The organism is Mycobacterium sp. 1274761.0, from assembly GCF_001668615.1.
In the GTDB taxonomy this organism is placed as follows: Bacteria; Actinomycetota; Actinomycetes; order Mycobacteriales; family Mycobacteriaceae; genus Mycobacterium.
The window spans coordinates 14327-35511 of record NZ_LZMC01000032.1; the positions used below are offsets into that span (position 1 = coordinate 14327).

At 65.8% G+C, this 21185-nt stretch carries 16 protein-coding genes and 2 pseudogenes; 14 read left to right on the forward strand and 4 right to left on the reverse strand.

Going from position 1 to position 21185, the window contains the following annotated elements:
• Window positions 1–24 precede the first annotated feature (24 nt).
• The 4 genes from tig to clpX all read left to right on the forward strand — a co-directional run bounded on the left by tig (window position 25) and on the right by clpX (window position 4484).
• Window positions 25–1455, forward strand: a complete 1431-nt coding sequence (gene tig / locus A5651_RS05315) for a trigger factor (protein ID WP_066976359.1) — start codon at window positions 25–27, stop codon at window positions 1453–1455.
• A gap of 54 nt (window positions 1456–1509) precedes the next feature.
• Window positions 1510–2160, forward strand: coding sequence for an ATP-dependent Clp protease proteolytic subunit (locus tag A5651_RS05320; protein WP_197496551.1), 651 nt, complete (start codon window positions 1510–1512; stop codon window positions 2158–2160).
• Window positions 2157–2804 (forward strand): ATP-dependent Clp protease proteolytic subunit, encoded by a 648-nt coding sequence (locus tag A5651_RS05325; protein ID WP_066976362.1) that lies wholly within the window; start codon window positions 2157–2159, stop codon window positions 2802–2804. Before A5651_RS05320 ends, A5651_RS05325 begins: the two co-directional genes overlap by 4 nt.
• Before the next feature lie 399 nt (window positions 2805–3203).
• Window positions 3204–4484 carry an ATP-dependent Clp protease ATP-binding subunit ClpX gene (gene clpX, locus A5651_RS05330; protein ID WP_066976365.1) on the forward strand — a complete coding sequence of 427 codons (1281 nt, stop codon included), beginning with the start codon at window positions 3204–3206 and terminating at the stop codon, window positions 4482–4484.
• 212 nt (window positions 4485–4696) lie between these two features.
• Here clpX and A5651_RS05335 read toward each other — a convergent pair whose 3' ends face one another.
• From A5651_RS05335 to fdhD, 3 genes are all read right to left on the reverse strand, one after another.
• Window positions 4697–4915 carry a hypothetical protein gene (locus A5651_RS05335; RefSeq protein ID WP_066976368.1) on the reverse strand — a complete coding sequence of 73 codons (219 nt, stop codon included), beginning with the start codon at window positions 4913–4915 and terminating at the stop codon, window positions 4697–4699.
• Entirely contained in the window at window positions 4915–5232 is a 318-nt protein-coding gene (locus A5651_RS05340; RefSeq protein WP_066976371.1) for a hypothetical protein, read from the reverse strand. The genes A5651_RS05335 and A5651_RS05340 overlap by 1 nt, the downstream gene beginning before the upstream one ends.
• 100 nt (window positions 5233–5332) lie before the next feature.
• Entirely contained in the window at window positions 5333–6157 is an 825-nt protein-coding gene (gene fdhD, locus A5651_RS05345) for a formate dehydrogenase accessory sulfurtransferase FdhD (protein WP_066976523.1), read from the reverse strand.
• A gap of 351 nt (window positions 6158–6508) precedes the next feature.
• Here fdhD and A5651_RS05350 point away from each other — a divergent pair, with 351 nt between their 5' ends.
• From A5651_RS05350 to A5651_RS26385, 5 genes and pseudogenes are all read left to right on the forward strand, one after another.
• Entirely contained in the window at window positions 6509–8446 is a 1938-nt protein-coding gene (locus A5651_RS05350; RefSeq protein ID WP_066976374.1) for a 2-oxoacid:acceptor oxidoreductase subunit alpha, read from the forward strand.
• A complete protein-coding gene (locus A5651_RS05355; protein WP_066976377.1) occupies window positions 8443–9513 on the forward strand; it encodes a 2-oxoacid:ferredoxin oxidoreductase subunit beta in 1071 nt (356 codons plus the stop codon). Before A5651_RS05350 ends, A5651_RS05355 begins: the two co-directional genes overlap by 4 nt.
• Window positions 9514–9523: 10 nt before the next feature.
• Window positions 9524–10090 carry a molybdenum cofactor guanylyltransferase gene (gene mobA, locus A5651_RS05360; RefSeq protein ID WP_231988575.1) on the forward strand — a complete coding sequence of 189 codons (567 nt, stop codon included), beginning with the start codon at window positions 9524–9526 and terminating at the stop codon, window positions 10088–10090.
• Between the two features lie 1107 nt (window positions 10091–11197).
• Window positions 11198–11425, forward strand: a pseudogene (locus A5651_RS05365) (transglycosylase family protein); the annotation flags it as partial.
• Between the two features lie 369 nt (window positions 11426–11794).
• A pseudogene (locus A5651_RS26385) lies at window positions 11795–12172 on the forward strand (transglycosylase family protein); the annotation flags it as partial.
• Here the strand turns inward: A5651_RS26385 and A5651_RS05375 are convergent.
• Window positions 12164–13327 carry an FAD-dependent oxidoreductase gene (locus A5651_RS05375; RefSeq protein WP_066976390.1) on the reverse strand — a complete coding sequence of 388 codons (1164 nt, stop codon included), beginning with the start codon at window positions 13325–13327 and terminating at the stop codon, window positions 12164–12166. The pseudogene A5651_RS26385 and the gene A5651_RS05375 sit on opposite strands and share 9 nt — an antisense overlap.
• Before the next feature lie 59 nt (window positions 13328–13386).
• Here A5651_RS05375 and A5651_RS05380 point away from each other — a divergent pair, with 59 nt between their 5' ends.
• The 5 genes from A5651_RS05380 to A5651_RS05400 are packed head-to-tail and all read left to right on the forward strand — an operon-like array spanning window position 13387 to window position 21170.
• Window positions 13387–15372, forward strand: a complete 1986-nt coding sequence (locus A5651_RS05380; protein WP_066976393.1) for a S9 family peptidase — start codon at window positions 13387–13389, stop codon at window positions 15370–15372.
• An 11-nt stretch (window positions 15373–15383) separates the two neighbouring features.
• Entirely contained in the window at window positions 15384–16649 is a 1266-nt protein-coding gene (locus A5651_RS05385; protein WP_066976396.1) for a trans-acting enoyl reductase family protein, read from the forward strand.
• A gap of 26 nt (window positions 16650–16675) precedes the next feature.
• On the forward strand, window positions 16676–19327 hold the full coding sequence (locus A5651_RS05390) for a valine--tRNA ligase (protein WP_066976399.1): 2652 nt from the start codon (window positions 16676–16678) through the stop codon (window positions 19325–19327).
• Complete coding sequence (locus A5651_RS05395) at window positions 19324–20775, forward strand: folylpolyglutamate synthase/dihydrofolate synthase family protein (RefSeq protein WP_066976402.1); 1452 nt, start codon at window positions 19324–19326, stop codon at window positions 20773–20775. The genes A5651_RS05390 and A5651_RS05395 overlap by 4 nt, the downstream gene beginning before the upstream one ends.
• Entirely contained in the window at window positions 20772–21170 is a 399-nt protein-coding gene (locus tag A5651_RS05400) for a DUF4233 domain-containing protein (protein ID WP_066976405.1), read from the forward strand. Before A5651_RS05395 ends, A5651_RS05400 begins: the two co-directional genes overlap by 4 nt.
• The last annotated feature ends 15 nt before the right edge of the window (window positions 21171–21185 follow it).

Genomic DNA, 21185 nt, shown 5'->3' on the forward strand with positions numbered 1-21185 from the left:
AGACAACTAAGAGGAGCACCACACGTGAAGAGCACCGTCGAACAGTTGAGCCCCACCCGGGTTCGCATCAATGTGGAGGTGCCCTTCACCGAGCTGGAACCCGACTTCGACCGGGCCTTCGCCCAGCTCGCCCAGCAGGTCCGCCTGCCCGGCTTCCGCCCCGGCAAGGCTCCCCGCAAGCTCCTCGAAGCCCGCATCGGTCGCGGCGCCGTCCTCCAGCAGGTCGTCAACGACGCCCTGCCCAGCCGCTACAGCCAGGCCGTCACCACGAGCGAAGTGAAGCCGCTCGGCCAGCCCGACATCGAGATCACCAAGCTCGAGGACAACGAGGAACTCGTCTTCACCGCCGAAGTCGACGTCCGGCCCGAGATCACGCTGCCCGACCTCGACGCGCTCACGATCGAGGTCGACCCCATCGAGGTCACCGACGAGGACGTCGACGCCGAGCTGCAGAACCTCCGCGCCCGCTTCGGCACCCTGACCGGCGTCGAGCGCGCCGCCCAGAACGGCGACTTCGTCTCCATCGACCTGTCGGCCTCCGTCGACGGCAAGGACGTGCCCGAGGCCAAGACCGAAGGCCTGTCCCACGAGGTCGGCTCCGGCCAGCTCATCGAGGGCCTCGACGATGCGATCGTCGGCCTCAAGGCAGGGGAGACCAAGGTCTTCACCACCAAGCTGGTCGCCGGTGAGCACGCCGGCGAAGAGGCTCAGGTGACCGTCACCGTCAACTCCGTCAAGGAACGCGAGCTGCCCGAGGCCGACGACGAATTCGCGCAATTGGCAAGCGAATTCGATACCATCGACGAGTTGAAAGCCAGCCTCAAGGAGCAGGTCGAGCGCACAAAGCGCGTCCAGCAGGCCGAGCAGATCCGCGACAAGGCCCTCGAGACACTCCTCGACCAGATCGAGGTTCCGCTGCCCGAGAAGATCGTGCAGGCCCAGATCGACGACACCGTGCACAACGCCATCCACAGCCTCGACCATGACGAGGACGCCTTCGGCAAGGCGCTGGAGGCCCAGGGCAGCAGCCGCGAAGAGTTCGACAAAGACAACAAGGAAAACGCCGAGCGCGCCGTCAAGACCCAGCTCGTCATGGACGCCATCGCCGATCAACTCAACATCCAGGTCGGCCAGAACGACCTCACCGAGCGGCTCGTGCTGATGTCGCGTCAGTACGGCCTGGAACCGCAGCAGTTGCTGCAGTACCTGCAACAGAACAACCAGCTGCCGGTCATGTTCGCCGACGTCCGCCGCGGCCTGGCCGTCGCCGCCGTCGTGCACGGCGCCACCGTCACCGACACCAACGGCAACGTGATCGACACCACCGAGTTCTTCGGCCCGTCGACCAGTCCGGACCCCGCCGACGTGGCTGCCCAGATCGCCGCGCAGGTAGAAGCCGCGAACGCCCAGACCGACGACGAGACCGACGACGAGGCGTCCGACGACGCGCAGTGACGCTCTGAGCGAACGCGCGCCTGTCAAGGAGTGCGTCGCCGCGCCCGTTGGTTAATGTCGCAGGAGAGCTATCAAGAAAGCAGGTATCCAGTCGTGACTGACATGCGTTCGAACGGGGCAGGGCTGAACCTCGTCGACTCCGTCTATGAGCGCTTGCTCGCCGAGCGCATCATCTTCCTGGGGTCACAGGTCGACGACGACATCGCGAACAAGCTGTGCGCGCAGATCCTTCTGCTGTCCGCCGAGGACCCCACCAAGGACATCCACCTCTACATCAATTCGCCCGGTGGTTCGATCAGCGCTGGCATGGCCGTCTACGACACCATGGTGCTCGCGCCGTGCGACGTTGCAACCTATGCCATGGGCATGGCCGCCTCGATGGGTGAGTTCCTGCTCGCCGCGGGCACCAAGGGCAAGCGCTACGCCCTGCCGCACGCCCGCATCCTGATGCACCAGCCGCTCGGCGGCATCACCGGCGGCGCGGCCGACATCGCCATCCAGGCCGAGCAGTTCGCGGTCATCAAGAAGGAGATGTTCCGCCTCAACGCCGAATTCACCGGACAGACCATCGAGCGCATCGAAGCCGACTCCGACCGCGACCGCTGGTTCACCGCGCAGGAAGCCCTCGAGTACGGCTTCGTCGACCACATCATCACCAGCGCGAGCCTCAACGGCTCGGGACCGACGGCAGGACTGGACAAATGACCGACCACACCGACGCGCGCCTGCAGCCCCAGGCGCGCTACATCCTCCCGTCGTTCATCGAGCACTCGAGCTTCGGCGTCAAGGAGTCCAACCCGTACAACAAGCTGTTCGAGGAGCGCATCATCTTCCTCGGCGTGCAGGTGGACGACGCGTCAGCCAACGACATCATGGCGCAGCTGCTGGTGCTGGAATCGCTTGATCCCGACCGCGACATCACCATGTACATCAACTCGCCGGGCGGCTCGTTCACGAGCTTGATGGCGATCTACGACACCATGCAGTACGTGCGCGCCGACATTCAGACGGTGTGCCTCGGCCAGGCCGCATCGGCCGCCGCGGTGCTGCTCGCCGCCGGCACGCCCGGCAAGCGTCTCGCGCTGCCCAACGCCCGCGTGCTGATTCACCAGCCCGCGCTCGCCGGCGTCATCCAGGGCCAGTTCTCCGATCTGGAGATCCAGGCCAAGGAAATCGAGCGCATGCGCACGCTGATGGAAGTCACCCTGGCCCGGCACACCGGCAAGGATCCCGAGACCATCCGCAAGGACACCGATCGCGACAAGATCCTCACGGCCGAGGAGGCCAAGGAGTACGGCGTCATCGACACGGTGCTCGAATACCGCAAGCTCTCCGCGCAGACGGCCTGATCCGTTCTCATCGAGACTGCCTACAGATCGCGGCTGGACCGAATCCCGCGATCTGCGCGCAGTTTCGGCGTTTGCGGGGCGACTTCGCTGGCCAGCTCCCCGGCGCTTCTCACACGGTATGGTTGAAGGCTGCGAACGCCACATCGCAACTCCACGCTCTTCTCGGCGCCTCTCGGTGCGATAACGGCAGCGACACGCCAGAGACACGGCGGTGCGTCACGGGGGTCGTGGGACGCGTGAGGCGATATGTTGACGCAAACACAGCTGAATACCACCGACGCGATTCGGCTTTATCGGTCGCACCGCGCCGGAAACTACGGGTAGCGTCGGGTAAACGCCCCGACAGCCCCCAAGGCTTGACAGAGAACGACTTCGACAGGAAGTAGGGACTTCACCACCATGGCGCGTATTGGAGACGGCGGTGACCTGCTGAAGTGCTCGTTCTGCGGGAAGAGTCAGAAGCAGGTTAAAAAGCTGATCGCCGGCCCCGGCGTATATATCTGCGACGAGTGCATCGATCTCTGCAACGAGATCATCGAAGAGGAGCTGGCCGATGCCGACGACGTCAAACTCGACGAGCTGCCCAAGCCGGCGGAGATCCGCGAGTTCCTCGAGGGCTATGTCATCGGACAGGACACCGCCAAGCGGACCCTGGCCGTGGCCGTCTACAACCACTACAAGCGAATCCAGGCCGGCGAGAAGACGCGCGACTCCCGCTCGGAGACCGTCGAGCTGGCCAAGTCCAACATCCTGATGCTCGGCCCCACCGGCTGCGGCAAAACCTACCTCGCGCAGACGCTGGCCAAGATGCTCAACGTCCCGTTCGCCATCGCCGACGCCACCGCGCTGACCGAGGCCGGCTACGTCGGTGAGGACGTCGAGAACATACTGCTCAAGCTCATTCAGGCCGCCGACTACGACGTCAAGCGCGCCGAGACCGGCATCATCTATATCGACGAGGTCGACAAGATCGCCCGCAAGAGCGAGAACCCATCGATCACCCGCGACGTGTCCGGCGAGGGTGTGCAGCAAGCGCTGCTGAAGATCCTCGAGGGCACGCAGGCGTCGGTGCCTCCGCAGGGCGGCCGCAAGCACCCGCACCAGGAATTCATCCAGATCGACACCACCAATGTGTTGTTCATCGTGGCGGGCGCCTTCGCGGGGCTGGAGAAGATCGTCTCCGATCGCGTCGGCAAGCGCGGGCTGGGCTTCGGCGCCGAGGTGCATTCCAAGGCCGAGATCGACACCCAGGATCACTTCGCCGAGGTCATGCCCGAAGACCTGATCAAGTTCGGGCTGATCCCCGAGTTCATCGGCCGCCTGCCCGTCGTGGCATCGGTGACGAACCTCGACAAGGAATCGCTGGTCAAGATCCTCTCCGAGCCCAAGAACGCGTTGGTGAAGCAGTACACGCGGCTGTTCGAGATGGACGGCGTGGAGCTGGAGTTCACCGACGAGGCGCTCGAGGCCATCGCCGATCAGGCCATCCACCGCGGCACCGGTGCCCGCGGCCTGCGCGCGATCATGGAGGAAGTCCTGCTGCCCGTGATGTATGACATCCCCAGCCGTGACGACGTCGCCAAGGTCGTGGTGACCAAGGAGACCGTCGACGACAACGTGCTGCCGACGATCGTGCCGCGCAAGCCTGCTCGGCCGGAGCGCCGCGACAAGTCCGCCTGAGCACACGGCCGGGGACGTCGACCCCCTCGAACGACGCCCACCGACCGCGTTGCTAGTTGGTCAGCGACGCGAACAAGCACCACAGCAGGTAGGCCGCGACGGCGGCGAACTGCAGGTTGCTGACCATGCATCCACCTTTTCCTCGCGGTGTTGCGCGGGCACGCGTAGTCGACTACTCGAATCGGGCGGTCGGTTGAACGGGTCGGCGCACGTCATGACGCCACCAGTTCGCCGGTGACCTCGTCGACCAATGCCGCGATCTCGGCGACGCCGTCGCGCTGCGCATCGGCCGCCTCCAGTTCACGGGCGCGACGCACATATCCGGACAGCAGGGTGACCCTGTCTCCACGGTCGACGAGGCCGCGCGCGATGTTCAGCATCGGCGCGAAGTGCCCGGCGGGCGACAGCGCGGGGATCAATATCTCAGCCATCAGTGGTCGGGGCACGAGAGGTCAATGAACACAACGGTGTTCTGCTTCTCGGCCGGCGAAAGCCTGGCCAGTCCGGATGTCAACGGGTGCAGGCCCTGAACCGAGCAGCGCGACAGCGGCTGGTTGTTGGTGCTTCCGTTGAGGGCCACCTGGAACCCATCGGCTTTCAGGCCGGTGACGGTGTCCTCGGCGCTGCCGCTGCCCGGGAAGGCTGCGGCGGTTCCGGCCAGCCCCAGGGTCGCAGCGGTCAACGCGCCGGCGGTGAGGCCCGTGATCGCGATCTTGAACATGTCGAACCTTTCGTTGGGCGCAAGCACTTCGCCTGCTTGCGATGACGAAAGGCTGTCGCAGATCAGGAACCCAAGCTTGGAGGCTGTATGGAGATCAGCTGGAGATTGCAGGTAGGCGGACTGCGGGCTATCTCTGAATGCGGTCGGGGCGGGTGTAGACGTTCATCGAATCGCCGCGCAGAAACGCCACCAGGGTCACCCCGGACTGGCTCGCGAGATCCACGGCCAGCGACGACGGTGCGGATACCGCGGCCATCACCGGAATGCCGGCCATCACGGCTTTCTGGGTGAGCTCGAACGAGGCGCGGCCGCTGACCAATAGCACGGTCTCGGTGAGCGGGACCTTGTTCTGTTCGACGGCCCAGCCGATCACCTTGTCGACGGCGTTGTGCCTGCCGATGTCCTCCCGCACAGCCAGCAGACCGCCGGTGGCGTCGAACAGCGCGGCGCCGTGCAGGCCGCCGGTGCTGGCGAACACCTTTTGCTCAGTGCGCAACAACTCGGGCATGGCTGACAGGGCGTCCGCCGCGACCTGGGTTGCGTCGTCACCGGGGGAATAGCGGCTGATGGTACGCACTGCTTCCAGCGACGCTTTGCCGCATACCCCACACGACGACGTTGTGTAGAAGTTGCGGGTGATGTCGACCTGCGGCATCGCGACGCCGGGGGACAGGGTCGCGTCGAGAACGTTGTAGGTGTTCAGGTCGTCGGGTCCGGTGCCCTTGCAGTAGCGCACGGTGGCCAGGTCGTCACGGTGGCCGATGACGCCCTCGGTCAGAAGGAAGCCTTGAGCCAGTTCGACGTCGGCACCCGGCGTGCGCATGGTGACGGTGACCGGCTTGCCGTTGACGCGGATCTCCAAAGGTTCCTCGACCACGAGCGTCTCGGGTCGCGTCACCTCCTCACCAGCGGCGAGGTGGCTGGCCTTGCGCCGCGCGGTGACCCGTCCCATGATGCCCAATCTACGGACGCCCATCTCACCGCACGCCACTGATCCGCACCGGGCGGCAGCGAGTGCTAGCAGACAGCTACCGACCGGTAACAATTTCCTTAAAAAGGTTGTGTCCCACTAAGTGACGAACGACACAGTTTTGTCTCATCTGGGTGCGGCACACGCCAGTGACCAGTACGAACGGTCCACAATGACCGGCGACTCGACCGCGCGTCGGCGGACTTACAGCCTAAGAGAAGTGGTTTAATCGGTACTGAGAGTGACATCAAATCTTGGGAACATCTGCACCGATGGCGCGACCAGCCCGCGACTGAGGCGCGCACCGGTAACGCAGAGCGAAAGGCAGGGGTCGTGAGTCCGAACGGCAACGGAGCCAGCACGCAGACTCGTCAGAAGCTGGAAAAGGTTGTCATTCGGTTCGCCGGCGACTCGGGCGACGGCATGCAGCTCACCGGTGACCGCTTCACCTCCGAGGCGGCGCTGTTCGGCAATGACCTTGCCACGCAACCGAATTACCCCGCCGAGATCCGCGCACCAGCAGGCACGCTGCCCGGTGTTTCGTCGTTCCAGATTCAGATCGCCGACTACGACATCCTCACCGCGGGCGATCGTCCCGACGTCCTCGTCGCGATGAACCCCGCGGCGCTCAAGGCCAACATCTCCGACCTGCCGCGCGGCGGCCTGGTGATCGCCAACTCCGACGAGTTCACCAAACGCAACCTCGCCAAGGTGGGCTATGACGCCAACCCGCTGGAGACCGACGAGCTGTCCGACTACGTCGTGCAGGCCGTCCCGATGACGACCCTCACGCTGGGCGCCGTCGAGTCGATCGGCGCGTCCAAGAAAGACGGCCAGCGCGCCAAGAACATGTTCGCGCTGGGCCTCCTGTCATGGATGTACGGCCGCGAGCTCGAGCACAGTGAAGCGTTCATCCGCGAGAAGTTCGCCCGCAAACCCGACATCGCCGAGGCCAACGTGCTGGCGTTGAAGGCGGGCTGGAACTACGGCGAGACCACCGAGGCGTTCGCCAGCACCTACGAGGTGGCGCCCGCGAAGCTGAAATCCGGTGAGTACCGCCAGATTTCGGGCAACACCGCACTGGCGTACGGGCTTATCGCTGCCGGCCAGCTGGCCGACATTCAGCTGGTGCTCGGCACCTACCCGATCACCCCCGCGTCGGACATCCTCCACGAGTTGTCCAAGCACAAGAACTTCAACATCCTGACGTTTCAGGCCGAAGACGAGATCGCGGGCATCGGTGCGGCCATCGGCGCATCGTACGGCGGGGCGCTCGGCGTCACCAGCACCTCCGGTCCCGGCATTTCGTTGAAGTCGGAAGCCATCGGCCTGGCCGTGATGACCGAGCTTCCGCTGATTGTCATCGATGTGCAGCGTGGCGGTCCCTCGACGGGTCTGCCGACCAAGACCGAGCAGGCCGACCTGCTGCAGGCGATGTTCGGCCGCAACGGGGAGTCGCCCGTCGCGATCCTCGCGCCGCGCTCACCGTCGGACTGCTTCGACGTGGCGGTAGAGGCCGCGCGCATCGCGGTGACTTACCACACGCCGGTGATGATCCTGTCCGACGGCGCCATCGCGAACGGTTCTGAGCCGTGGCAGATTCCGGACGTCAGCATGTACCCGCGGATCATGCACACCTTCGCAAGGCCCGGCGAGCCGTTCCAGCCCTACGCCCGGGATCCGGAGACCCTGTCACGCCAGTTCGCGGTGCCGGGGACACCGGGTCTCGAGCACCGCATCGGCGGGCTGGAGGCCGCGAACGGCTCGGGAAACATCTCCTACGAGCCCAAGAACCACGACCTGATGGTGCGGCTGCGCCAGGCCAAGATCGACGGCATCTCCGTGCCCGATCTCGAGGTCGACGACCCGACCGGCGACGCCGAGCTGCTGATGCTGGGTTGGGGTAGCTCGTACGGCCCGATCGGCGAGGCGTGCCGGCGTGCGCGGCGCAAGGGCATCAAGGTCGCCCACGCTCAGCTGCGTAACCTCAACCCCTTCCCGGCGAACCTGGGCGAGGTGCTGCGCCGCTACCCGAAGGTGGTGCTGCCGGAGATGAACCTCGGTCAGCTCGCGTTGCTGCTCCGTGGCAAGTTCCTGGTTGACGTGCAATCGGTGACGAAGGTGGAAGGCATGGCGTTCCTGGCCGACGAGGTCGAAGGCATCATCGATGCCGCCCTGGACGGAACGCTTGGTGAAAAGGAAAGCGACAAGGCCAAGTTCGCGCGGTTGGCGGCGGCCACTGTGGAAACTGGCGTGGGAGCTAGCGCATGACTGACCTAGTAGGAACCGACCTCGGTCTGACCCCCGGCATCGCCGGGGTGCCGACGACCGACGAACCGCAGAAGGCAAAGGACTTCACTAGCGACCAGGAGGTCCGCTGGTGCCCCGGCTGCGGTGACTACGTCATCCTCAACACGATTCGCAATTTCCTACCCGAACTCGGGCTGCGCCGCGAGAACATCGCGTTCGTCAGCGGCATCGGCTGCTCCAGCCGGTTCCCGTACTACCTGGAGACCTACGGTTTCCACTCGATCCATGGCCGCGCCCCGACCATCGCCACGGGCTTGGCGCTGGCCCGTCCGGATCTGTCGGTGTGGGTGGTCACCGGTGACGGCGACTCGTTGTCGATCGGCGGCAATCACCTGATCCACGCGCTGCGCCGCAACGTCAACATTACGATCCTGCTGTTCAACAACCGGATCTACGGGCTGACCAAGGGTCAGTACTCGCCGACCTCTGAGACCGGCAAGATCACCAAGTCCACCCCGATGGGGTCGCTGGACTATCCGTTCAACCCGGTGTCGCTGGCGCTGGGCGCCGACGCTACGTTCGTCGGCCGAGCGCTGGACTCCGACCGCAAAGGCCTGTCGGAGGTGCTGCGCGCCGCCGCCGCACACCGCGGCGCTGCGCTCGTCGAGATCCTGCAGGATTGCCCGATCTTCAACGACGGTTCGTTCGACGCGCTGCGCAAGGAAGGCGCCGAGGAGCGGCTCATCAACCTCCACCATGGCGAACCGATCACCTTCGGCGCCGACGGCGAGTACTGCGTGGTCCAGTCCGGCTACGGCCTCGAGGTGGCCAAGACGGCCGACGTCTCGGCCGACGAGATCGTCGTGCACAACGCGCAGGTGCACGACCCGGCGTATGCGTTCGCGTTGTCCCGGTTGTCCGAGCAGAACCTCGAGCACATGGTGATGGGTATCTTCCGCCAGGTCAGCAAGCCGACGTACGACGATGCGGCGCGTCAACAGGTGGCTTCGGCCCGCGACGCCAAGCCGCACGACACGGCGGCGCTGCAGGCCCTGCTGCGTGGCAAAGATACTTGGACCGTCGACTAATCTTTTCGACGTGACATCGCCTGTAGCGCTAGCTGCTGTCGTTTTGGCGGGCGGTGCGTCCCGCCGGATGGGCCGTGACAAGGCCACCATGCTGTTCGACGGCACCCCGATGGTGGAGCTCGTCGTTTCGGCCCTGAGCGCCCGCTGCACGCCGGTATTCGTCGTCGCCGCACCCGGACAACCGTTACCGGAGCTGCAGGCTGAGATCCTGCGTGACGAGGTCCGCGGAGTGGGCCCGCTGCTGGCGACCGGGCGGGGCCTGCGGGCCGCCGCGGACGCGGGCTGCGAGCTGGCCTTCGTGTGCGCAGTCGACATGCCGCACATGACCACGGAGCTCGTCGACGAACTCGCAGAGCACGCGGGCCGGCTCGGCGTCGACGTGGTGCTGCCGTGGGACGGGCGCGACCACTACCTGGCGGGTGTCTATCGCACCTCGTTGGCTGACCGGGTCGACGCGCTGGTCGCGGCAGGGGAGCGAAGCATGCGCGCCTTGGTCGAGACCGTCGACACGCAGCGAATCGTGATGCCCACGCAACGGGCGCTGACGAACGTGAACACCGCCGCCGACGTGGCCTGAATCGGCGGTTATTACCTCCGGTAATGGTGGCAGCAAATTCGCGGTGCGGTATTTCCGAATTTGTCTCTGGAATTCGGATCGACCGCGTCGTTAATCCACCGAAATTATTTCGTGGTCTTTGCGCAATACGACAACCACAGGCGGCGGCCGGTTGATCTCTGCGGATCGCCTGCGCCACAACTGATTTGACGTCACTGGTCTCGTAATTTCCCCTGCTACAGCGTGAAACGGCGGATGACATTTGGGCCAAGGCCTTGCACAAGTTTGGTCGTGATCCCCTCAAAAACGCTGCGCCTGCTGCCTGACGGATCGGCAGGGGCGGCTGAGCTGTAGCACATGTCTACTGAAAGTTTTACGGCCTCAGTATCTTTCGTGGAATCCGGACATTTCGCTCTGTTGTGCGGTCACTCGCCGCGAGAACGCTGAGCTGGTGATAAAGCGTTGCGACACAAGAGGTTAAGTAGGTTTTCGGCGAAACAGCTTAACAGCGAACCGCTTCGGCGTTTAAAATAACGAAAAGTGGCTTGCGGAGCGGCTTCTGAGGACATTCAGCACAGATTCGGCCCTGCTGTCAGCAGGTTTCAGCGTGTCCCAGGACACAATTAACCCGTGATTTGAGTCACGCACGCAGCTGCTGACGGTATGTGCGTAACCGGGCCCGACACGCCACGGTGACCTGCGCTAACGACGCAAGATACGGGCCGTGATCAAACCGTGATCCTGTCGAGACTTTCGAGATACCCGATATGACTTTGTCTCAAACGATTTGTAGGTTCCTCACCGGCTCCAAAACGAGCAAATAATTCAAAACCACGAACCTGCGTGTGAGCGGGGCCGCGGACGGCGGGGATTGCCGTCTGTGGGCGCTGGGTGTGAATCCCGGCGGAGTGATGTGTCGCTCCCCCTGTCGTGCCTGACCGAGACGGCACGGCCCAAACCTTTGCCTGAAACGGCACACGCGCCCGCGGATGCGGGCGTTATTGGCGCGCGCTTGGCGAAAGGAAAGCAGTGAAGAACATCCGCACTACGTTCGGGCTGGCCACCATCGCGGGGGCACTGGCCCTGGCACCGATGGCGTTGGCGACCGGTACCGCGAATGCGGACAGCGGTGTGAACTGGGACGCCGTCGCGTCTTGCGAGTCGGGCGGCAACTGGTCCACCAACACAGGTAATGGCTTCTACGGCGGCCTGCAGTTCACCATGAGCACCTGGCGTGCCAATGGCGGCAACGGCTCGCCCCACAACGCCAGCCGCGAGGAGCAGATCCGGGTGGCTAACAACGTGCTGCGGTCGCAGGGCATCGGCGCTTGGCCGGTCTGCGGCAGGCGGGGCTAAACCCAAGAAGATTCACTGAACGTGAATTAGGTGCCGGGTCCTACGGGGCCCGGCACCTTTCATCACATTTGTCACACCAATCACTTCAGTCACTTTAAGATCAGATAGCTCTATTAGCTCATTTGGCGTTCTTTACTCATTTGTCCCATCGCTAGCTGCGGTCTATCCCGTCTCGATAACGCGCACATACCTCCCTTGTAACGCCTGACACTTCCAACTCGAAAGACCCACTAGTTGCAAGGTCGGGGAAGGACCACAGTGATGAAGGAGCGCAACGCGTTCATCCGGACGGCGAAGAAGGCTGGTTGGCTCGTCGCAATTGCCGGGGCACTTTCGTTTGCCTCATTGGGGCTCTCAGCGGCTGCGAATGCCGACAGCGTGGACTGGGATGCGATTGCTCAGTGCGAATCCGGCGGGAATTGGTCGACGAATACCGGAAACGGGGCATACGGCGGGTTGCAGTTCAAGCCGTCGACTTGGTCGGCCAATGGCGGTGTCGGCTCGCCGGCCGCAGCCTCCCGTGAGGACCAGATCAGGGTCGCAGAGAACGTCCTGCGCACCCAGGGGTTGAAAGCATGGCCGAAGTGCGGCTCGGCCGCGGGTGGCCCCGGCCTGTGGACCGCGGCGGCGGGTCCAGCAGGCCCGTCGGGGACCGGCTGCAAGGCCGTGCGCGGCGGGGCCATCCTGGGCATCGTCGACGTCCATGCGCTGTGCTCGACGTTCCTGGGCCCGCTGGGCCTAGGCTGACGCCGTCGTCGGAGCCCTGAAAGCTGTCCGTGCGGCGATTGTGGCGAGGTGCCTTGCCAGCATCGCCTCCGGCACCACTGCGCTGGCTCGGCTGGCCGCGGCGCTGAGAATCGCCGGCCGCAGGTTGACGATCCTGCCGATGGTCGCCGACTCCCGCACCAGCGCCAGGACCCGCTGCTTACGAAACGCGGCGAACCGCGCGAACGCCGTCGCCGGATCTCCGCATTCGTCGACGAAGTCGGCCAGGATCGCAGCGTCCTCCAACCCCTGACAGCCACCCTGGCCCAGATGCGGGCGCATCGGGTGGGCGGCGTCGCCGACCACGAGCACCGGACCTCGCGACCAGACGCGGGCCTGGTCGCGGTCGTACAGGTCATTGCGCAGCACGGTGTCCGGATCGGTCGCGGCCAGAAGGGCGGGCAGCGGCTCGGCCCACGACCCGAACCGGCCCTTGAGATACGCGAGCTCGCCGTGCGGTGCCGTGGCGCCCTCAGGTGCACGCTCCGTCGCGAACCAGTAGGTGTGGTGGGCGCCCAGTGGCACGTGCCCGCATTCGAGTCCCGGCCCCATGGTCTCGCCGGCGAGATCGGGATCGATCTGCGCGGCGGCGATTCCTCGCCATGCCGTGTAGCCGACGTACCGGTTGTACAGCGGCCCGTTGAGGTGACGGGCCACCACCGAATGCGTCCCGTCGGCACCCACCAGCGCGGTCGCCTCCAGGGTCGTCGAATCCGACAGCGCAACGCGGACGCCGCCGGTCGTCGCCGTCACGTCGGTCACCGTGACGCCGGTCTGCACGGTCCCGCTCGCCAGAGCGCCGGCCAGCACCGTGTTGAGATCCGAACGGCGCACCACGACGAGCGGCTCGCCGAGGGCCTTGACCATCCGCTCGGGTGACGGCCGGCGCAACCATGTGCCGTCTCGCCAGCGCATGGCGCCCGCGGTGACGCGACCTCCGGCCGCTCGGACCGCGTCGCCGAGACCGATGTGATCAAGGGCTGCGAGCGCATTGGGCCAGATGCTGATGCCGGCGCCGGCCGTGGTGTCGGCTCGGCTCTCGAGGACGGCGACGTCGTGGCCGTGGCGCTGTAGTGCGACGGCGGTCGCCAGGCCCGCGATTCCCGCTCCAACGACAAGGAAATACTGCTGGGCCACCAACCGAACCTAACGCCTTTTATGGCTGACGGTGTCGCGGCCTGTGCTACGAACGTCGCATGAGCGAAACGCCGTTCGGCGATCTCGACGACTACTTCGCCCTGCCGCGCGTAGCCGGGCTGGCGGTCTCGCCGGACGGCTCGCGGGTGGTGACGACCATCAGCGAACTCAACGAGAAGCGCACCGAATACATCACCGCGATCTGGGAACTCGACCCGGCCGGCCGCGCACCGGCGCGGCGGTTGACCCGCGGGGCCAAAGGTGAATCGTCACCTGCGTTCACGTCCGACGGTGACCTGTTGTTCGTCTCAGCTCGCCCGAGAGACGACGACGACGATCCGCCCGCAGCACTGTGGCGGCTACCAGCGGCCGGTGGCGAGGCGGTCGACGTCTTCACGCCGCCGGGCGGAGTCGAGCTAGCCAAGGCCGCGCGTGGCAGCGCGACCGCGGTGGTGCGCACCCCGTTGTTACCGTCGGCCCGCGACGTCGACGACGACCGCAGACTCCGACAGCTGCGCAAGGACAACAAGGTCACCGCGATCGTGCACACCAGTTATCCAATCCGGCACTGGGACAGGGATATCGGGCCCGCCGCAGCGCATCTCTTCGCGGTGAACCTCGCCGGTGTGGGCGAGTCGTCGGACCTCACGCCGCAGCCCGGCGGGGCGCTGCGCGACGCCAATGTCGACATCAGCTCCGACGGGGGCTTCGCGGTCACGTCATGGCAGCAGCCTGCGCGTGGCGCATCTGTGCACTCGGTGCTGGTGCGTATCGACCTCGCCTCCGGCGAACAGACCGTCATCGCCGACGACCCCGACGCCGATTTGTGGAGCCCGGTCATCTCGCCGGACGGATCAGCGGTCGCCTTCGTTCGCGAGTCATACTCGACACCTGACGTGGCTCCGCGAATCAGTTTGAGGCATCTAAAGTTCGGCGAAGAGCGCGACACAGTCGCCGCGCACTGGGACCGCTGGCCGATTTCGGTCACCTGGTCGCACGACGGGCAGACGATGATCGTCACCGCCGACGACGGCGGCCGGTGTCCAGTCTTCCGGGTCGGGCTGGGCGACGGCACCGTCGAGCAGTTGACCGCCGATGACTATGCCTATACCGACGTGGCGGCCGCGCCAGGCGGCGTCGTCTACGCGTTGCGGAGCTCCTACGCCGCTCCGCCGCATCCCGTCCGCATCGACGACGGCACCGTCACCGCGTTGCCGTGTGTCGAATTGCCTCCGCTGCCGGGAACACTGACCGAGCTCACGGCGAAGGTTTCCGACGGTGCCGCTGTGCGTTCGTGGTTGGTGCTGCCCGAGACGCAGACGCCGGCTCCGCTGCTGCTGTGGATTCACGGTGGACCGCTGGCGAGTTGGAACTCGTGGCAGTGGCGATGGAACCCGTGGGTGCTCGCGGCCCGCGGCTACGCCGTATTGCTGCCCGATCCCGCTCTGTCGACCGGTTACGGCCAAGACTTCGTCCAGCGGGGGTGGGGCAACTGGGGAGACGCGCCGTTCGACGACCTGATGGCGGCGACGGATGCGGCGTGCGCACATCCCCGGATCGATCCCACCCGCACCGCGGCGATGGGCGGTTCGTTCGGCGGTTACATGGCCAACTGGATCGCCGGACACACCGACCGGTTCCGCGCGATCGTCACACACGCGAGCCTGTGGGCGCTCGAGGCATTCAACGCCACCACCGACGCCGCCTATTACTGGCGGCGCGAGATGACGCCGGAGATGGCCGAAGCCAATTCGCCGCACCGATTCGTCAGCGATATCACAACGCCGATGCTTGTCATCCACGGTGACAAGGATTATCGCGTGCCCATCGGCGAGGCGCTGCGGCTGTGGTACGAGCTGCTCTCCGAATCCGGTCTGCCCGCCGCCGACGACGGCACGAGCCCGCACCGCTTCCTCTACTACCCGTCGGAGAACCACTGGATCCTGTCACCGCAGAACGCCAAGATCTGGTACCAGGTCATGATTGCGTTTCTGGCCGAGCATGTCCTCGGCGAGAAAGGCGAGCTGGCTGAGACGCTGGGGTAGCGTCGCTAGCGATGAGCACCGAGCGTGAATTCGACATCGTCGTGTACGGAGCTACCGGATTCGTCGGCAAGCTCACCGCCGAGTACCTAGCGGCAGCGGGTGGGGACGCCCGGATCGCCCTTGCTGGGCGTTCTACGGAGAAACTGCAGGCGGTGCGCGAGTCGTTGGGCCAGAGCGCGCAAGACTGGCCGCTGATCACCGCCGATGCGTCACAGCCGACGACTCTCACGGCGATGGCCGAGCGCACGCAGGTGGTGGTGACGACGGTCGGTCCATATGCCAAATACGGGTTGCCGCTCGTTGCCGCGTGCGCGGCCGCGGGCACCGACTATGCGGACCTGACCGGCGAGACGAATTTCATCCGCCAGAGCATCGACCTGTATCACAAGCAGGCCGCTGACACCGGTGCCCGCATCGTCCACTCGTGCGGATTCGATTCGATCCCTTCAGATCTCACCGTTTTCGCGCTGTACCGCCGCGCTGAGCAGGACGGCGCTGGTGAGCTCGGCGACACGAATCTGGTGGTGCGCTCGATGGCCGGCGGGGTATCGGGTGGTACCGCGGCGTCGATGACCGAGGTGATGCGGGTCGCCTCCGCCGACGCCGAAGTCCGCCGGTTGATCGAAGATCCCTACACGTTGACGCCGGACCGCAGCGCGGAACCGGAGTTCGGCGCACAGCCCGATCTGCGCTGGCGAAGGGGTCGCGACATCGCTCCGGAACTGACCGGCTACTGGGTCGGCCCGTTCGTGATGGCGATCGTGAACACCCGAATCGTGCGGCGCAGCAACGCTTTACTCGACTACGCCTACGGTCGGCGGCTCGAATACGCAGAGCAGATGAGCGTCGGCCGCTCGCTGGCGGCGCCGGTCGTCGCGGCACTGTCGGCGGGCGGCAACGCCGCCACAACCAGTCTGGCCAGCCGCTTTCTCGACAAAGTGCCGGAAAGCCTCATCGACCGCGTCCTGCCCAAGCCCGGCACCGGCCCGAGCGAACGTACGCGCGAGCGTGGGCACTACACCGTCGAGACGTACACCACTACGACCACCGGGGCCCGCTATCGCGCCACGATGTCACAGAAGGGTGACCCCGGTTACAAGGCCACCTCGGTGCTGCTCGGCGAGAGTGGTTTGGCGCTGGCCAAGGACCGTGACCGGCTCTCGGATCTGCGTGGCGTACTGACACCCGCCTCTGCGATGGGCGATGCACTGATGGCACGGTTACCTGCTGCCGGAGTCACATTGGAGACTTCGCGGTTGAACCTGGGCCGGGGGTGACGCACCGCACTCCATAGAATGGCGCGGTGACCCCCAGCTCCAAACCCTCAACGGACTCCCTGCCGAAGTCGTGGGATCCGGCGACGGTGGAGAGCGAGCTGTACCGGGGCTGGGTCGACGCCGGCTACTTCACGGCCGATCCGGCGAGCGACAAGCCGTCGTATTCGATTGTGCTGCCACCGCCCAATGTCACCGGCAGCCTCCACATGGGCCATGCGCTCGACCACACGTTGATGGACGCGCTGACCCGGCGCAAGCGGATGCAGGGCTACGCGGTGTTGTGGCTGCCGGGCATGGACCATGCAGGCATTGCCACGCAGTCGGTGGTGGAAAAGCAGCTGGCGGTTGACGGTAAGACGAAGGAAGACTTCGGCCGGGAGCTGTTCATCGAGAAGGTCTGGGACTGGAAGCACGACTCCGGCGGGACGATCGGCGCCCAGATGCGTCGGCTCGGCGATGGCGTCGACTGGAGCCGCGACCGGTTCACGATGGACGACGGCCTGTCCCGTGCGGTGCGCACCATCTTCAAGCGGCTCTACGACGCCGGGCTGATCTATCAGGCCGAGCGGCTGGTGAACTGGTCGCCGGTGCTGGAGACGGCCATCTCCGACCTCGAGGTCTCCTATTCCGAGGTCGAGGGCGAGCTGGTGTCGTTCCGTTACGGATCCCTCGACGACGCCGAACCCCATATCGTGGTGGCAACGACGCGGTTGGAGACGATGCTCGGGGACACCGCGATCGCGGTGCATCCCGACGACGACCGCTACCGGCACCTGGTCGGCACGACGCTGCCCCACCCGTTCGTCGACCGGAACATGATCATCGTCGCCGACGAGCATGTCGATCCCGAATTCGGCACGGGCGCAGTTAAAGTCACACCCGCGCACGACCCGAACGACTTCGAGATCGGGTTGCGGCACCAGCTGCCGATGCCGTCCATCATGGACATCAAGGGCCGGATAGCCGACACCGGAACACAATTCGACGGCATGGATCGTTTCGACGCACGTGTCGCGGTCCGTGAAGCGCTGGCCGCCCAGGGCAGGATAGTCGAGGAGAAGCGGCCGTATCTGCACAGCGTCGGGCATTCCGAGCGCAGCGGTGAACCGATCGAACCGCGGCTGTCGCTGCAGTGGTGGGTCAAGGTCGAGTCGCTGGCCAAAGCCGCAGGGGATGCGGTTCGCAACGGGCACACCGTGATTCACCCGCCGAGCCTGGAGCCGCGCTGGTTCGGCTGGGTCGACAACATGCACGACTGGTGCATCTCGCGCCAGCTGTGGTGGGGCCACCGGATCCCGATCTGGCACGGACCCAACGGCGAGACCGTCTGCGTCGGCCCGGACGAGACTCCGCCGGAGGGCTGGGAGCAGGACCCCGACGTGCTGGACACCTGGTTCTCCTCGGCGCTGTGGCCGTTCTCCACGATGGGTTGGCCCGACCACACCCCGGAACTGGCCAAGTTCTATCCGACCACCGTGCTGGTCACCGGCTACGACATCCTGTTTTTCTGGGTCGCGCGGATGATGATGTTCGGTCAGTTCGTCTCCGACGACCCGGCGATCACCCAGGACGGCGCGCGCGAGCCGCAGGTGCCGTTCGAAAACATCTTCCTGCACGGCCTCATCCGCGATGAGTTCGGTCGCAAGATGAGCAAGTCGCGGGGCAACGGCATCGATCCGCTGGACTGGGTCGAGAAGTTCGGCGCCGACGCGCTGCGGTTCACCCTCGCCCGCGGCGCCAGCCCCGGCGGGGACCTGTCGATCGGCGAGGACCATGCGCGCGCATCGCGCAACTTTGCCACCAAGCTGTTCAACGCCACCCGCTTCGCGTTGATGAACGGGGCCGCCCCGGCGCCGCTCCCCGACGTCGTCGACCTCACCGACGCCGACAAGTGGATCCTGGGACGCGCGGAAGAGGTTCGCGCAGAAGTGGATTCGGCGTTCGACGGCTACGAGTTCAGCCGGGCCTGCGAATCCCTGTATCACTTCGCCTGGGACGAGTTCTGCGACTGGTACGTCGAGTTGGCCAAGGTGCAGCTTGCAGAAGGCATCACCCATACCACCGCAGTGCTGGCAGCCGTGCTCGACACGTTGTTGAAGCTGCTGCATCCGGTGATGCCGTTCGTCACCGAAACCTTGTGGAAAGAGTTGACCGGTGGCGAGTCCCTCGTCATCGCCGAATGGCCCCGCCCGTCCGGGTTCGCGGTGGATCAGGTTGCCGTGCAACGCATCGCCGATATGCAGAAGCTGGTCACCGAGGTGCGACGGTTCCGCAGCGACCAAGGATTGGCCGATCGGCAGAAGGTGCCTGCGCGGCTGAGCGACGTCGCCGCCGCCGATTTGGACTCCCAGATCCCCGCGGTCACTTCGCTGGCATGGCTGACGCCCGCAACGGATGATTTCTCGCCGACCGCCTCCGTCGAAGTGCGGCTGACGCGGGGCACTGTCGTCGTTGAGCTGGATACCTCCGGCACAGTCGACATCGCCGCCGAACGCCGCCGGTTGGAGAAGGATCTGGCCGCCGCGGAGAAGGAGCTCAAGGGCACCACCGCCAAGCTCGACAACGAGGCCTTCGTGGCCAAGGCCCCCGCCGAGGTCGTCGACAAGATCCGCAGCCGCCAATCATTGGCCCGCGACGAAGTCGAGCGCATCACCGCAAGGCTGGCCTCACTGACATGACATGGGAGCCGGTTGACCGGCGACCCGGCGCGGAGCAGGCCCCGACGCCGGACGAGATCGCGTCGTTGCTGCAGGTCGAGCATCTTCTCGACCAGCGCTGGCCCGAGACGAAGCTCGATCCCAGCACGGCCCGCATCTCGGCCCTGCTGGAGCTGCTCGGCTCGCCGCAGCGGGGCTACCCGTCGATCCACATTGCGGGCACCAACGGCAAGACCTCGGTGGCGCGCATCATCGACGCCTTGTTGACCGCCCTGCATCGGCGCACGGGCCGCACGACCAGTCCTCATCTGCAGTCGGCGGTCGAGCGCATCGCGATCGACAACAAGCCGATCTCGCCGGCGCGCTACGTGGCGACCTACGAGGAGATCGAGCCGTTCGTCGCCCTGGTGGACAAGCAGTCCGAAGTGGCAGGCGGGCCGGCGATGAGCAAGTTCGAGGTGGTCACCGCGATGGCGTTCGCCGCGTTCGCCGACGCCCCGATCGACGTCGCCATCGTCGAGGTCGGGATGGGCGGTCGCTGGGACGCCACCAACGTCGTCGACGCGCCGGTCGCCGTCATCACCCCGATCGGCATCGACCACACCGAGTATCTAGGCACCGAGATCGCCGATATCGCGGCCGAGAAGGCGGGCATCATCGTCAGGCAGCAGCACGAGTTGGTGCCCGCGGGCACGGATCTGAGCACCGTCGCGGTGATCGGCAGGCAGGTGCCCGAGGCCATGGAGGTGGTGCTGGCCGAAGCGGTGCGGGCAGATGCGGCGGTCGCCCGCGAGGATTCCGAGTTCGCGGTCCTGGGCCGCCAGATCGCGATCGGCGGCCAACTGCTGGAATTGCAGGGCCTCGGCGGGGTGTACTCCGATATCTTTCTGCCGCTGCACGGCGAACATCAGGCCCACAACGCCGTCATCGCGCTGGCCGCGGTGGAAGCGTTCTTCGGGGCGGGCGCCGATCGGCAGCTGGACGTCGACGCGGTGCGCGCCGGTTTCGCGGCCGCCGTCAGCCCCGGCCGGCTGGAGCGAATGCGGAGCGCGCCAACGGTTTTCATCGATGCCGCGCATAATCCGGCGGGCGCCGCGGCGCTGGCGCACACGCTGAACGAGGAGTTCGACTTCCGCTTGCTGATCGGAATCGTGTCGGTGATGGCCGACAAGGACGTCGACGGCATCCTGGCGGCACTGGAGCCGGCATTCGACCAGATCGTGGTCACCCACAACGGATCGCCGCGCGCCCTGGACATCGAAAGCCTGGCGCTGCGTGCCGAGGAGCGGTTCGGTCCCGAACGGGTCATCGCCGCGGCCACGCTGCCCGACGCCATCGAGACGGCGACCGCCCTCGTCGAGGATGCGGGCAGCGACGGCGAAGGCCTCTCCGGCAGCGGCATCGTGATCACGGGTTCCGTCGTCACCGCCGGTGCAGCGCGCACGCTGTTCGGAAGGGACCCGGCATGAGCGAACAGCCAAAGGGGCCCCCGGCACCTGATCCGTGGAAGAGCTTCCGCGCAGTCATGGCGGGCACCCTGATCCTCGAAGCCATCGTGGTGCTGCTGGCGCTGCCCGTCGTATCGATGGCCGACAACGGGCTGACGGTGTTCACGGGCTCGTATCTGATCGGCCTGGCGGTGGTGCTGATCTTGCTGGCCGGGATACAGGGCCGGTCCTGGGCGATCTGGGTGAATCTCGCCGTCCAGGTGGTGCTGATCGCCGGATGGGCCTTCTCCGGGGCCGTCGGTTTCATCGGCCTGGTCTTCGCCGCGGTGTGGCTGCTGATCCTCTACCTGCGCAGCGAAGTGCGGCGCCGCGAGCAGCGTGGTCTGCTGCCGGGCCAGCAGCCCCCGCCTGAGTGAAAGGTTCCGCAGGTA

Bases quoted from the DNA above. Each gene is read 5' to 3' on its own strand.
- fdhD (WP_066976523.1), bottom strand. From the start codon at position 6,157: ATGGGACGGGTCACCGCGCGGCGCAAGGCCAGCCACCTCGCCGCTGGT.
- A5651_RS05325 (WP_066976362.1), top strand. From the start codon at position 2,157: ATGACCGACCACACCGACGCGCGCCTGCAGCCCCAGGCGCGCTACATC.
- A5651_RS05395 (WP_066976402.1), top strand. From the start codon at position 19,324: ATGACATGGGAGCCGGTTGACCGGCGACCCGGCGCGGAGCAGGCCCCG.
- A5651_RS05400 (WP_066976405.1), top strand. From the start codon at position 20,772: ATGAGCGAACAGCCAAAGGGGCCCCCGGCACCTGATCCGTGGAAGAGC.
- A5651_RS05380 (WP_066976393.1), top strand. From the start codon at position 13,387: ATGAGCGAAACGCCGTTCGGCGATCTCGACGACTACTTCGCCCTGCCG.
- A5651_RS05335 (WP_066976368.1), bottom strand. From the start codon at position 4,915: ATGGCTGAGATATTGATCCCCGCGCTGTCGCCCGCCGGGCACTTCGCG.
- A5651_RS05320 (WP_197496551.1), top strand. From the start codon at position 1,510: ATGTCGCAGGAGAGCTATCAAGAAAGCAGGTATCCAGTCGTGACTGAC.
- A5651_RS05355 (WP_066976377.1), top strand. From the start codon at position 8,443: ATGACTGACCTAGTAGGAACCGACCTCGGTCTGACCCCCGGCATCGCC.
- clpX (WP_066976365.1), top strand. From the start codon at position 3,204: ATGGCGCGTATTGGAGACGGCGGTGACCTGCTGAAGTGCTCGTTCTGC.
- A5651_RS05385 (WP_066976396.1), top strand. From the start codon at position 15,384: ATGAGCACCGAGCGTGAATTCGACATCGTCGTGTACGGAGCTACCGGA.